Here is a 12620-nt window from a genome sequence, read left to right on the forward strand (position 1 = left end):
AGGCTCTGACGCGATGGCGTTGCTCGAGGTCGAGAACCTGCAAACCCATTTCCGCACGCCGGATGGGGTGAATCGTGCCGTGGATGGCGTTTCCTTCGAGGTCGCGGCGGGGGAGACGCTGGCGATCGTGGGCGAGAGCGGCTGCGGCAAGTCCGTCACCGCCATGTCCATCCTGCGGCTGATCCCGGAGCCGCCCGGCAAGATGGCGGGTGCCATCCGCTTCCAGGGCCGCGACCTGCTGAAACTCTCGGAATCCGAGATGCAGTCCATCCGCGGCAATGAGATCAGCATGATCTTCCAGGAGCCGATGACCAGCCTGAACCCGGTGCTGAATGTCGGCCGGCAGATCGGCGAGACCCTGCGCCTGCACCAGGGCCTCTCGGCGCGCGAGGCCGAGGCGAAGGCGGTGGAGATGCTGACCCTGGTCGGCATCCCGGAGCCGCAGCGGCGGGTGCGTGAGTATCCGCACCAATTGTCCGGCGGCATGCGGCAGCGGGTGATGATCGCGATCGCCCTGGCCTGCAACCCGAAGCTGCTGATCGCGGATGAGCCGACCACCGCGCTCGATGTCACCATCCAGGCGCAGATCCTGGACCTGATGCGCGACCTCAAGCACCGGGTCGGCGCCGCCATCGTCCTCATCACCCATGACCTCGGCGTGGTGGCGGAGGTCGCGGAGCGGGTGGTGGTGATGTATGCCGGCCGCAAGGTGGAGGAGGCGGCGGTCGGGCCGCTGTTCCGCTCGCCCCGGCATCCCTATACGCAAGGCCTGCTGGGCTCGGTGCCGAAGCTCGGCTCCTCGCTCACCGGCACGGAAACGCGCCTGGCCGAGATTCCGGGCATGGTGCCGAGCCTCAAGACCAAGATCCCGGGCTGCGTCTTCGCCTCGCGCTGCCCCTATGCGACCGATCTCTGCGTGCAGGTGGCGCCGGCGCTGGAGCTGAAGGCGCCGGGCCATCTGGCGGCCTGCCACTACGCCACCAGGGAAGGGGCGATCGCCGCATGAGCACCCCGCTTCTCGAAGTCACCGACCTGAAGAAGCATTTCCCGCTCCGTGGCGGCTTCTTCGGCGGCACCACGGGCTACGTCTATGCGGTGGACGGCATCTCCTTCCATATCGAGAAGGGCGAGACGCTGTCGCTGGTCGGCGAAAGCGGCTGCGGCAAATCCACGGTAGGCAAGGCGATCCTGCGGCTCTTCGGCATCACCGATGGCCAGGTGGTGCTGGACGGGCAGCGGATCGACGATCTCCCGGCCGGTACCTTGCGGCCGCTGCGGCGGCGGGTGCAGGTGGTGTTCCAGGACCCGTTCAGCTCGCTCAACCCGCGCATGCGGGTGCGCGACATCCTCGCCGAGCCGATCCGCAATTTCGGCCTGGCCCGGGACGCCGCGGATCTGGAGGACCGGGTCGCGCGGCTGATGGACAAGGTGCTGCTGCCGCGCGACGCCGTGGGCCGCTGGCCGCACGAGTTCAGCGGCGGGCAGCGCCAGCGCATCGGCATCGCCCGCGCGCTGGCGGCCGAGCCGGAACTCATCATCTGCGACGAGGCGGTCTCGGCCCTCGATGTTTCGGTGAAGGCACAGATCGTGAACCTGCTGCAGGATCTGCAGCAGGAGCTTGGCCTGGCGATGCTGTTCATCAGCCATGACCTGGCGATCGTCGAGCACATGACGCATCGCGTGGCGGTGATGTATCTCGGCAAGATCGTCGAGGTGGCGCCGAAGCGCAGCCTCTTCGCCGCGCCGAAGCATCCCTATACCGAGGCGCTGCTCTCCGCCGTGCCGGTGCCGATGCCCGGTGCGGCGCGGGAGCGCATCATCCTGAAGGGCGATGTGCCGAGCCCGATCAACCCGCCCAAGGGTTGCCGCTTCCACACCCGCTGCCCCTATGCCTTCGACCGTTGCCGGACGGAGGAGCCGAAACTGGCACCGCCGCGCACGGCGATGGCCGCCGGGCACCTGGCGGCCTGCCATCTGCACGACCGGCCGGATGCAGAAAACCCGCTGGCCCTGGCGAAAGGCGAGGCTGTGCTGCCGGTCTGAGGCGCCGGATGGGGTGCTTGTGAGCCACCGCCGCGCCGCCCAGGCCGGCCGCCAGGGAGAGAGGAGCCCGCCTTGGCTGAGCCTGTGATGCTGGAGGTGCGTGAGGCGCGAAGCCCTTTCGGGCGCGTCGTGAAATGGATCTTCCTGGCCTTCCAGGTCGTGATGATCCTGCTCATGCTCGGCACCTGCGCCGCGGTCGGCCCCTTCCTGTCAGGGCCGGACCCGGAGGTGGCAATCGGCGCCGGCATGTTCGGCGCCATGGCCATGGCCACGCTCTGGACGGTCTGGCCGCTGGGAACGCTGCTGCTCGGGCTGCTGGTGCTGTTCACCCGCGGCCGCAAGCGCCTGATTCCGGCACCGGCCGTAGCGACGGCGGCGATCCCTGTCACCACCGCTGCTTCGCGAGACAGTGGGGAAACCGCTCCACGGCGGGGCGGTAGCGTGCCGGAGGCTGGCAAGCAGCCCTGAATCGTGCCTGGTGCCAGGGCGTCACGCGGTGACGCTTGACGGCGGGCGGGGGCGGGGCGACCTTTCAGCCGATACGCGGCCACCCGGCCGCCGAAATGCTTGTGTCCAAATTGGGGAGGCGCGGAATGCCGCAGGTAACGCTTACCGTGAACGGCAAGGCCCATACCGTGGAGGTCGAAGGCCGCACGCTGCTGGTCGAGCTGCTGCGGGAACAGCTGCGCCTGACCGGCACGCATGTCGGCTGCGACACCAGCCAGTGCGGCGCCTGCGTGGTGCATGTGGATGGCGACAGCGTGAAGTCCTGCACCCTGCTGGCGGTGCAGGCCGATGGCTGCAAAATCACCACCATCGAGGGGCTGGCGAAGCCGGATGGCACCCTGCACCCGATGCAGGAAGCCTTCCGCGAATACCACGCCCTGCAATGCGGCTTCTGCACGCCGGGGATGGTGATGTCCGCCATCGACCTGGTGAAGAAGCACCCGGCGGGCCTCTCCGAAAAGGAGATCCGGGAGGGGCTGGAGGGCAATCTCTGCCGCTGCACCGGCTACCACAATATCGTCAAGGCCATCGCCGCTGCGCAGGATGTGATGCACGGCAGGCGTTCCGAGCTGGCACGCGCGGCCGAATAGGCCGCCTGGGCGTGCCCATGCAGGGCGCGCCCCAAGGCGAACCGGCCGCCAAGGCCGGGCAGGGCAAAGGCCAGGCCATAGGGAGGCGGGATGATGAACGTGGTGACGCCCTTCGAGGGAATCGGGGCCAGCGTGCGGCGCAAGGAGGATCTGCGCTTCCTCTCCGGCCGCGGCCAGTACACGGACGACATCTCGCGCCCCGGCCAGGCGCATGCCTATCTGCTCCGCAGCCCGCATGCGCATGCGCGCATCCTGAGCGTCGACACGGCGGCCGCCAAGGCGATGCCCGGCGTGGTGGCGGTCTTCACCAGCGCCGACATGGCCGGCCTCGGCGGCATTCCCTGCGGCTGGCAGATCCACAACAAGGACGGCTCGCCGATGGCCGAGCCCGTGCATCCCGTGCTCGCCACCGGCAAGGTGCGCCATGTCGGCGACCCCGTGGCGGTTGTGGTGGCGGAAAGCCGCGCTCAGGCCAAGGACGCGGCCGAGGCGATCCTGGTGGAATACGAGGTGCTGCCGGCCGCCGTCGACATGGAGGCGGCGCTCGCCCCCGGCGCCCCGGCCCTGCATGACACTGCGCCCGGCAACCTTTGCTACGACTGGCAGATCGGCGACAAGGCCATCACCGATGCCGCCTTCGCCGGCGCGCATAAGGTGGTGAAGTTCGAGACCACGAACAACCGCCTGGTGCCGAATGCGATGGAGCCACGCGCCGCGATCGGCGATTACGACACCACCTCGGGCGACTACACGCTCTATACCACCAGCCAGAATCCGCATGTCATCCGGCTGCTGATGGGCGCCTTCGTGCTGCAGATCCCGGAGGCGAAGCTGCGCGTCGTGGCGCCCGATGTCGGCGGCGGCTTCGGCAGCAAGATCTACCATTATGCCGAGGAGGCGATCGTCACCTGGGCGGCAGGCAAGCTGCACCGCCCGGTGAAATGGACCTGCGAACGCACCGAGAGCTTCATGTCGGATGCGCATGGCCGCGACCATGTGACGCGCTGCCAATTGGCGTTGGATGCGCAGGGGAAGTTCCTCGGCCTCCGTGTGCAGACCCATGCCAATATGGGCGCCTATCTCTCCACCTTCGCGCCCTGCGTGCCGACCTACCTCTATGCCACGCTGCTGTCGGGCGTATATGCCATTCCCACCATCCATGCGGAGGTGAAGGCGGTCTTCACCAGCACCGTGCCGGTGGATGCCTATCGCGGTGCCGGCAGGCCGGAAGCGACCTATCTGCTGGAGCGTCTGGTGGATGTGGCGGCAGCGGAGACCGGCATCGACAAGGTCGAGCTGCGGCGGCGCAATTTTATCCCAACCGACGCCTTCCCCTATCAGACGCCGGTGGCGCTGCAATATGACAGCGGCAATTATTTCGCGACACTGGACCAGGCGCTGGAGACTTCCGGCTGGACCGGTTTCGAGGCGCGCCGGGCCGAGGCCGCGGCCCAAGGCAAGCTGCGCGGCATTGGCATCTCCACCTATCTGGAAGCCTGCGGCATTGCTCCTTCCGCCGTGGTGGGCTCGCTCGGCGCGCGCGCCGGGCTCTACGAGGTCGGCACGATCCGCGTGCACCCGACCGGCAGCGTCACCGTGCTGACCGGGTCGCATAGCCACGGCCAGGGGCATGAGACCACCTTCGCCCAGCTCGTGGCGGACCGGCTCGGCGTGCCGATCGCGCAGGTGGACGTGGTGCATGGCGATACCGCCAAGGTGCCCTTCGGCATGGGCACCTATGGCTCGCGCAGCCTCGCGGTCGGCGGGAGCGCGATGTTCAAGGCGATGGACAAGATCATCGCCAAGGGCAAGAAGATCGCCGCGCATCTGATGGAAGCCTCGGTCGAGGATATCGAGTTCGACCGCGGCACCTTCCGCGTCGCTGGCACCGACCGCAGCAAGGCGCTGGCCGAGATCAGCCTCGCCGCCTATGTGCCGCACAACTTCCCGCATGACGAGCTGGAGCCGGGGCTGGACGAGACCGCCTTCTACGACCCGAAGAACTTCACCTATCCAGGCGGCTGCCACATCGCCGAGGTGGAGATCGACTCGGAGACCGGCCGCGTGACGGTGGTGCAATTCACCGCCGTGGACGATATCGGCCGCGTCATCAACCCGATGATCGTGGAAGGCCAGGTGCAGGGCGGCGTCGCCCAGGGCATCGGCCAAGCGTTGCTGGAGCATGCGGTCTATGACAGCGCCGGGCAACTGCTGTCCGGGAGCATGATGGACTACACCATGCCGCGGGCGGATGACCTGCCCCCGGTCGGCGTGGCGACGCATGCCACGCTCTGCACCCACAACCCGCTCGGGGTGAAGGGCTGCGGCGAGGTGGGCGCCATCGGCTCGCCGCCCGCGGTCATGAATGCCGTGGTGGATGCATTGCGGGACTATGGCGTGCGGCATATCGAGATGCCGGCCACGCCCGCCAAGATCTGGAACATCATCAACGCCGGCCGCCGACCGATGGCGGCCGAGTAGGGGATCGGATCCATGTACGACTTCGCCTACCACAAGCCGGCCACCATCGCGGATGCGGTGAAGATCCTCTCCGCCGATCCGGATGCGCGGGCCATCGCCGGCGGGCAGACCCTGCTGCCGGCGCTGAAGCACCGGCTGAACCGGCCGCCCGCGGTCGTCGACCTCTCCGGGATCGCCGAATTGCGCGGCGTGAAGCGCGACGGCAACAAGCTCACCATCGGCGCGCTGACGCGGCATGTGGATGTCGCGAATAGCCCGGAGGTGCAGGCCGCCATTCCGGCACTGGCGAAGATGGCCGGCAGCATCGGCGACATCCAGGTGCGCAACCGCGGCACCATGGGCGGCAGCGTCGCCAACAACGACCCGGCGGCGGATTACCCGGCGGCGGTGCTTGGCCTGAATGCGACCGTCGTCACCGATAAGCGCCGCATTGCCGCGGATGACTTCTTCCAAGGCATGTTCACCACGGCGCTGGAACCGGGCGAGCTGCTGGTGGCGGTGGAATTCCCGATCCCTGAGAAGGCCGGCTATGCCAAGATGCGCAACCCGGCCAGCCGCTACGTCATGGCCGGGGTCTTCGTGGCGAAGACCGCGGGCGGCGTGCGCGTCGTGGTGAATGGTGCCGGCCCGGGCGTGTTCCGGCAGTCCGAGATGGAGAAGGCGCTCACCGCCAACTGGTCGGCGGATGCCGTCGCTGGCGTGAAGCAATCGGCCGAGGGGCTGAATGGCGATATCCACGGCAGCGCCGAATATCGCGCGCATCTTGTCACGGTGATGGCGAAGCGCGCGGTGGCCGAGGCAGGCTGACCCGGCGGGCGGGGCGCGGGACTGCCCCGCCCGCGCTATCCGACCTCGGGTCAACCGGGGCGGCAGGAACAGGGAGGATGCGATGGCCGGGCCTATCCGCCTGCAACCCATCACCGAGCCCGCCGCCTGGACGCGGGCGGAGATGGAGGCCGACCCTTCCTGGCGCATCCGGCTCACACCGCCGCAGATCGCCGCGCTGGACCGGGCGCTGGCGGCGGTGAAGGTGCGCGGCCTGCCCTTCCACGCCATCGCCCCGGCTGATTTCCCGCTGCCGGAATGGGAAGTGCTGCTCGGTGCGGTCCGGCACCAGCTTGCCTGGGGCCGTGGCGTCGCACTGCTCCAGGGCCTGCAGGTCGAGCGCTACAGCGACGCGGATGCGCATCTGCTGTTCTGGGGCATCGGCACGCATCTCGGCCAGGGCGTCACGCAGAACGCGGCGGCGGAACTCATCGCCGGCGTCTATGACCGCGGGCTCCGCTATGGCGATCCCGATGTGCGCGCCTACCAGGTCAATGCCGAGCTTTCGATGCATTGCGACAATTCGGATATCGTCGGGCTCTTCTGCCTGCGCCAGGCGAAAGCCGGCGGCGAAACGCTGCTTGCCTCGGCGCTCGCCATCTACAACCGCATCCTGGCGGAGCACCCGGAATACCTGCCCCTGCTGCACAGCGGCTTCGTCTATGACCGCAAGGGCGAGCAGGGGGAGGGCGAGCCGCCGGTCAGCCAGAAGATCCCGCTATTCTCCACCGCCAGGGATGGCACGGTCAGCGCCCGCTACGCGCGGTCCTACATCACCCAGGCGGAGTGGCGCACCGGCATCCGCCTCAGCCCGCTGGAGAAGGCGGCGCTCGACTTCTTCGACTGCACCGCCCTCGACCCCGAATTGCTGCTGGAATCCCACCTGCAACCCGGCGACATGGAATTCGCCAACAACTACACCGTCTTCCACGCCCGCCGGGGCTATGAGGACCATGCTGATCCGGCACGGCGGCGGCATATGCTGCGGCTCTGGCTGCAGGACGACGCGCTGCGCCGCATCGAGGACGATCAGCTCCGCTTCGGCTTCACCCGTTTCGGCAACCACGGCAAGACGGCGCGCGAATTGCACGGCGCCCTGGAGGAGGCCCGCTGATGCGCCTGCATCCCAAGCGCCGCACCCTGCTCGGCCTGCTGGTTGCTGCGCCCGCCTTGCCCGCCCTGGCGCAGGACTGGCCGAGCCGTCCGATTCGCATGGTCGTGCCCTATCCTCCTGGCGGCGCCAGCGACGTCATTGCGCGGCTGCTGGCCCAGCCCATGACGGAGACGCTGGGCCAGACGGTGATCGTCGAGAACCGGGTTGGCGCCAATGGCGGCATCGCGGCCGAACTCGTGGCCCGCAGCGCGCCGGATGGCTATACGCTGCTGATGGCCAATGCCGGACCGAATGCACTGAACCAGGCGCTGCTCGGGCGCCGGGTGCCATATGACGCGGTGGCCGATTTCTCGCCGATCTCCCTGGTCTCGGCGGTGCCGCTGGTATTGGCGGTGCATCCCGGCCTGCCCGCGAACAACTTGCAGGAGTTGCTTGCCTATGTCCGGGAGCGGCCGGGCGCGGTGAATTACGCCACCGGCGGCATCGGCTCGGCACCGCACCTGACGCTGGAGCAGCTTGGCAGCCTGGCCAGCATCCGCTGGGTGAATGTGGCCTTCCGCGGCGGGCAACTCGCCATTGCCGCGGTGGTGGGCGGGCAGATCCCGGTGATCATGGATACCGCGCCGGTGGTGCTGCCGCAGGTGCGGGATGGCAGGCTGCGCGGCATTGCCGTCACCACCGCCGGGCGCATTCCGCAGGCGCCGGACCTGCCCACCATCGCCGAGCAGGGCTTCCCCGGCTTCGATGCAACGAGCTGGGGCGGCATCATGGGCCCGGCCAGGCTGCCGGCCCCGGTGGTCGAGCGGCTGCACGCGGCCGTGCTGCGTGCCATGGCGCTGCCGCAGGTCCGCGATGCCCTGATACGCCAGGGCATCGAGCCACGGACCAGCACACCGGCCGAATTCGCCGAGCATGTGGCCTCGGAGGTCCGCCGCTGGACCGCGGTGGTGCAGCAGGCGAACATCCAGCCCGAATAGGGCGCGCGTATCAGGCTGCGGCGAGCGGCAGCCTGAGGCAGGGGCTGTGCTGCGGCAGCACGCCCTGCCAGGTCTCGATCAGCCGCTTGTAAGCCTGGCCCACGGTGCGAATCTTGCGGTCGAGGTCATAGAGGCCGCGCGGATTGACGCGGCCATTCACCTCGCGCAGCGCGCTGTCCCAGTCCATCTGGTCGGTCAGCGAATACCAGGTGAAGCCCAGGATCGGCACGCCGTCGCGCTTCAGGCGCATCAGGCCGGACCATTGCTTCCAGAGCCAGCGCTCCGCCTCATCGCCGCGCGGGCCCTCGTCCATGTTGGTCTCGGTGTGCATGACAGGCAGGCGGTAGCGGTCATGGTAGTCGCGCGTCACGGTGTCATAGCCGAAGACCTCGCCGGCCCAGCGACTCTCGCCGTTGCCATCGATCAGGTGCTCGTTCGTGACATACCAGTCATTGCCCATGACGCAGTGGCGGCGGAGATCCTGGCGCAGGAAGAAGTGGTATTCCTCCCGCGTCATGCCGTTGTCCATGAGGTATTCATACATGGCCGAGCAGACGCGGCGGCCGTAATTGAGGTCGAGCGTCAGGAAGCGCTCGGCATTGCGGTGCTCGGCATGGGGCAGGGCGCGCGGGCATTCCGGGTGGAAATGCTCGGTCGATTCGCTCTGGATGAAGATGGCGTCGGGGCGAACCTGCAGGATCGCCTGCATCGCCAGCACATTGGCGCGGACGATGTGCTTGATGGCCGTGACATAGCTGCGGTCGTCCTGCCGCTGCTCGTTCCACCAGCCGTATTTCGCGCTGAAGACTGCGGTGATGAACATCTCGTTCACCGGGGTATAGAGCTGCACCCAGGGAAAGCGCAGCGCGAAGGCGCGGGCATAGTCGGCGAACAGCGCCGGGAAGTCGGGATTCTGGAAATCGCCGATCCAGTCAGGCACGCCGAAATGGCAGAGATCGACGATGGGGGTGATCCCCTGGCGACGCAGCTCCGCGAATCCCTCATCGGCGAAGGACCAGTCGTGCCGGCCGGCGCCGAGCAGGGTGCGGTGGAATTGCGGGCCGTAGCGGAGGAAGCCGCAGCCGACCTCCCGCACCAGCGCGAAATCCTCGCGCCAGCGGTCGTAATGGCCGCATTCCTCCATCTGGTCGCGCCTGATCCGGCCGCCCTGGATGGTGGGGGCGCTGTTCTCGATGCCAGTGGCAAAGAGAAAGCCCTGGGAGGCCAGGGACTGCATGGCGATGGCGGGAGAATCGATGGTGTTGGGGGTAAGAAGGTCCAGCATCGGCCGGCGGTCCCTCGAAAACGTGATCGAAGCGAGTATTCAGTATTCCGTGAGGATAGCACGTGAACTGCATGTAATCTACGGCGGTGATTCCCGCCTGTGGCCCATTCCGGCAGAGCGCCGATCCGTCGGCGCACCCTTTCCGCCAGCCCCGGCGCGCGGCATCCTGGCCGGGACCAAGCAGCAGGGGGCCAGCAGCCATGCAGATCGACGATCCGGATATCATCGCCGAGGCCCGCGCCGTCTTCGACCGCTACGAAGCGGCGATCGCGGCGAATGACGCGGCGGTGCTGGATGTCAGCTTCTGGGCCGATCCGCGCACCGTGCGCTTCGGCACCACGGAGATCCTCTACGGCATCGAGGCCATCCGCGCCTTCCGCCGGAGCGTCGCGCGCTATTCCCCGCGCAGCCAGCGCCTGGTCCATATCACCAGCTTCGGCCAGGATTTCGCCTGCACCCATCTGGAATACCAGCGACTCGACAGCGGGCTGATCGGGCGGGAGACCAAGATCATGGTGCGGCTGCCGGAGCAGGGCTGGCGCATCGTCTCCGCGCATGTCTCGCTGCTGGCCGAGAGCGATCCCGGCCGTGTGGCCCGGGGCTAAGGCCGGTGGCCACGCCGCTGCATGTGGTGGTGATCGGCGCCGGCATCGTCGGCGCCTGCACCGCCCTGGAGCTGCTGCGGGATGGGCACCGCGTCACCATCCTGGAACCGGGGCCGCCGGGAGGCGAGCAGGCGGCCAGCTATGGCAATGGCTGCTGGCTGAGCCCGATGTCGGTGATCCCGCCGGCCGGGCCCGGCCTCTGGAAGAAGGTGCCCGGCTTCCTCACCGATCCGCTCGGGCCGCTGGCGATCCGCTGGCGCTATTTGCCGAAGGTGGCGCCCTGGCTGCTGCGCTACCTGCGCTCGGGCTGGACCGAGGCGCGGGTGGCGCGCACCGCGCGGGCGCTTCGCGCCATGCTGCAGGGCGCGCCGGCGCTGCATGCGGCGCTGGCCGAGGCGGCGGGTGTCGGCCACCTGATCGAGCGGCGCGGCCTGATGTATGTCTATCCCTCGCGCGCCGAATTCGAGGCCGAGGCCATGGCCTGGCGCATCCGCCGCCAGGTCGGCATCGACTGGATCGAACTCTCCGCCGATGAACTGCGCCAGCGCGAGCCGGCGCTCGACCGCCGCTACGGTTTCGGCGTGCTGGTGGAGGAGGGCGGACATTGCCGCGATCCCGGCGCCTATGTCGCGGCGCTGGTGGCGCTGGCGGAAGCCGAGGGCGCGGTGCTCGCCCGCCAGCATGCCACCGGGTTCCGCATCGAGGGCGGGCGGCTCCGCGCCGTGCGCACCGAGGCCGGGGAGATCGCCGCGGACCGCGCGGTGATCGCGGCCGGCGCCCATTCCCGCGCGCTCGCCGCCGCCGCCGGCGACCGCCTGCCGCTGGAGACCGAGCGCGGCTACCACGCGGTGATCGAGCGGCCGGAGGCCGGGCCGCGCACGCCGCTGATGCCCTCCGATGGCAAGATGTCCATCACCATGACGGATCGCGGCCTGCGGGTTTCCGGCCAGGTGGAGATCGCCGGCCTCGCCGCCGCGCCCAATTGGCGGCGCGCGGAGATCCTGCGCGACCACCTGTTGCGGAGCTTCCCGGACCTGCCGCGGAATCTTCCGGCCGGCCGGGTGCGGTTCTGGATGGGCCATCGGCCGAGCATGCCGGACGGGTTGCCCTGCCTCGGCCCGGCCAGCGCGACGGCGGATATCCTGCACGCTTTCGGGCATGGCCATGTCGGGCTGGTGGCGGCGCCGCGCAGCGCGCGGATAGTGGCGCAGATGCTCGCGGGCCGCGCGCCGGAGCTTGATCCGGCGCCCTATGACCCCCGGCGTTTCCGATGATTTCCGCTCGCTTTGGGCGCGCGGGGGTGCCATGCTCGGAGGTAGTGGCCCCGCATCCCGTCGGGCCGCGTGTCACCAGATACGGATACTAGAGCAAGTGCCTTCCGACAGCGATATTCAGGGCGGCGCCGGGCCCGTAGAGGCCCAGGTGAAGTGGTACAACGCCCGCAAGGGCTTCGGCTTCGTGCTGGGCCCGGATGGCCAGGACGTGTTCTTCCATGCCTCGGCCCTGACCGAGGCGGGAATCGAGCCGCCCGATACCGGCGACACCCTGGTTTGCGAGATTGGCACGGACCGGCAGGGCCGCCGGCTCGTCACCCGCATCACCTCGATGAAGCGCGGTGAGGGCGGCGCGGCGGCGGCCGGCGATGCGCGGCGCCCGTACCGGGAAGGCGGCGGCTTCGGCGACCGGCCGCCACGGCGGGACTTTGGCGGTGGCGGCGGCTTCGGCGATCGCCCGCCGCGGCGGGACTTCGGTGGCGGCGGCGGCTTTGGCGACCGTCCGCCGCGGCGGGACTTCGGCGGTGGCGGCTTCGGCGGCGGCTTCGGCGACCGTCCGCCGCGGCGGGATTTCGGCGCCCCCGCCGGCGGCGGCTTTGGCGACCGTGGGCCGCGCCCCTATGGCGACCGGCCGCCTCGCCGCGACAATGATGCGGGCGGCCCCACCTACAACGTCAACGGCACCGTCAAGTGGTTCGACCAGGTGCGTGGCTTCGGTTTCGTCACCCCGGATGACGGCGGGCAGGATGTGTTCCTGCATTCCTCCGTCCTCCAGCGCGCCGGCAAGGCCGATGTGCAGCAGGGCGAGAAGCTTGAGCTTGAGGTGCGGGATGGGCAGCGCGGCCGCCAGGCTGTCACCCTGAAATAGGCGCGGCCGCAAGGGCCAGGGTGAATGGGGGCTCCGGCTTCAAGGCCGGGG

12 protein-coding genes are annotated in these 12620 nt (G+C 69.0%); 11 read left to right on the forward strand and 1 reads right to left on the reverse strand.

From position 1 onward, the window contains the following. Positions 1-13 precede the first annotated feature (13 nt). The 8 genes from KSF81_RS14330 to KSF81_RS14365 all read left to right on the forward strand — a co-directional run bounded on the left by KSF81_RS14330 (position 14) and on the right by KSF81_RS14365 (position 8537). Positions 14-1006 (forward strand): ABC transporter ATP-binding protein, encoded by a 993-nt coding sequence (locus tag KSF81_RS14330; protein WP_254453525.1) that lies wholly within the window; start codon positions 14-16, stop codon positions 1004-1006. After that, the gene (locus KSF81_RS14335) at positions 1003-2043 is read left to right on the forward strand and encodes an ABC transporter ATP-binding protein (RefSeq protein ID WP_217379572.1); all 1041 of its coding nucleotides are present in this window, start codon (positions 1003-1005) and stop codon (positions 2041-2043) included. Before KSF81_RS14330 ends, KSF81_RS14335 begins: the two co-directional genes overlap by 4 nt. Before the next feature lie 72 nt (positions 2044-2115). Next, complete coding sequence (locus KSF81_RS14340) at positions 2116-2511, forward strand: hypothetical protein (RefSeq protein ID WP_217379573.1); 396 nt, start codon at positions 2116-2118, stop codon at positions 2509-2511. A gap of 125 nt (positions 2512-2636) precedes the next feature. Beyond that, positions 2637-3140, forward strand: a complete 504-nt coding sequence (locus KSF81_RS14345) for a (2Fe-2S)-binding protein (RefSeq protein ID WP_217379574.1) — start codon at positions 2637-2639, stop codon at positions 3138-3140. Between the two features lie 90 nt (positions 3141-3230). Then, on the forward strand, positions 3231-5621 hold the full coding sequence (locus KSF81_RS14350; RefSeq protein ID WP_217379575.1) for a xanthine dehydrogenase family protein molybdopterin-binding subunit: 2391 nt from the start codon (positions 3231-3233) through the stop codon (positions 5619-5621). A 12-nt stretch (positions 5622-5633) separates the two neighbouring features. Continuing rightward, positions 5634-6428 (forward strand): xanthine dehydrogenase family protein subunit M, encoded by a 795-nt coding sequence (locus KSF81_RS14355; protein WP_217379576.1) that lies wholly within the window; start codon positions 5634-5636, stop codon positions 6426-6428. 82 nt (positions 6429-6510) lie between these two features. After that, positions 6511-7560 carry a TauD/TfdA family dioxygenase gene (locus tag KSF81_RS14360; RefSeq protein WP_217379577.1) on the forward strand — a complete coding sequence of 350 codons (1050 nt, stop codon included), beginning with the start codon at positions 6511-6513 and terminating at the stop codon, positions 7558-7560. After that, complete coding sequence (locus tag KSF81_RS14365) at positions 7560-8537, forward strand: tripartite tricarboxylate transporter substrate binding protein (RefSeq protein WP_217379578.1); 978 nt, start codon at positions 7560-7562, stop codon at positions 8535-8537. Before KSF81_RS14360 ends, KSF81_RS14365 begins: the two co-directional genes overlap by 1 nt. Positions 8538-8547: 10 nt before the next feature. Here the strand turns inward: KSF81_RS14365 and KSF81_RS14370 are convergent, their stop codons facing one another. Beyond that, the gene (locus tag KSF81_RS14370; RefSeq protein ID WP_217379579.1) at positions 8548-9822 is read right to left on the reverse strand and encodes a family 1 glycosylhydrolase; all 1275 of its coding nucleotides are present in this window, start codon (positions 9820-9822) and stop codon (positions 8548-8550) included. Between the two features lie 200 nt (positions 9823-10022). On the opposite strand from KSF81_RS14370, the gene KSF81_RS14375 reads away from it, so the two are divergent. From KSF81_RS14375 to KSF81_RS14385, 3 genes are all read left to right on the forward strand, one after another. Continuing rightward, on the forward strand, positions 10023-10427 hold the full coding sequence (locus KSF81_RS14375) for an AtzH-like domain-containing protein (RefSeq protein WP_217379580.1): 405 nt from the start codon (positions 10023-10025) through the stop codon (positions 10425-10427). A gap of 5 nt (positions 10428-10432) precedes the next feature. Next, positions 10433-11701 carry an FAD-binding oxidoreductase gene (locus KSF81_RS14380; RefSeq protein ID WP_309139562.1) on the forward strand — a complete coding sequence of 423 codons (1269 nt, stop codon included), beginning with the start codon at positions 10433-10435 and terminating at the stop codon, positions 11699-11701. Between the two features lie 97 nt (positions 11702-11798). Beyond that, positions 11799-12569: a cold-shock protein gene (locus tag KSF81_RS14385; protein ID WP_217379581.1), complete on the forward strand. Its 771-nt coding sequence runs from the start codon at positions 11799-11801 to the stop codon at positions 12567-12569. Positions 12570-12620 lie beyond the last annotated feature (51 nt).

Origin of the sequence: Siccirubricoccus sp. G192, from assembly GCF_019084075.1 — a bacterium.
Taxonomy (GTDB): Bacteria; Pseudomonadota; Alphaproteobacteria; order Acetobacterales; family Acetobacteraceae; genus G192.

What these genes read in the sequence shown, in the direction of transcription:
- KSF81_RS14330 (WP_254453525.1), top strand. Translation starts at nt 14, where the DNA reads ATGGCGTTGCTCGAGGTCGAGAACCTGCAAACCCATTTCCGCACGCCG.
- KSF81_RS14335 (WP_217379572.1), top strand. Translation starts at nt 1,003, where the DNA reads ATGAGCACCCCGCTTCTCGAAGTCACCGACCTGAAGAAGCATTTCCCG.
- KSF81_RS14345 (WP_217379574.1), top strand. Translation starts at nt 2,637, where the DNA reads ATGCCGCAGGTAACGCTTACCGTGAACGGCAAGGCCCATACCGTGGAG.
- KSF81_RS14350 (WP_217379575.1), top strand. Translation starts at nt 3,231, where the DNA reads ATGATGAACGTGGTGACGCCCTTCGAGGGAATCGGGGCCAGCGTGCGG.
- KSF81_RS14355 (WP_217379576.1), top strand. Translation starts at nt 5,634, where the DNA reads ATGTACGACTTCGCCTACCACAAGCCGGCCACCATCGCGGATGCGGTG.
- KSF81_RS14360 (WP_217379577.1), top strand. Translation starts at nt 6,511, where the DNA reads ATGGCCGGGCCTATCCGCCTGCAACCCATCACCGAGCCCGCCGCCTGG.
- KSF81_RS14365 (WP_217379578.1), top strand. Translation starts at nt 7,560, where the DNA reads ATGCGCCTGCATCCCAAGCGCCGCACCCTGCTCGGCCTGCTGGTTGCT.
- KSF81_RS14370 (WP_217379579.1), bottom strand. Translation starts at nt 9,822, where the DNA reads ATGCTGGACCTTCTTACCCCCAACACCATCGATTCTCCCGCCATCGCC.
- KSF81_RS14375 (WP_217379580.1), top strand. Translation starts at nt 10,023, where the DNA reads ATGCAGATCGACGATCCGGATATCATCGCCGAGGCCCGCGCCGTCTTC.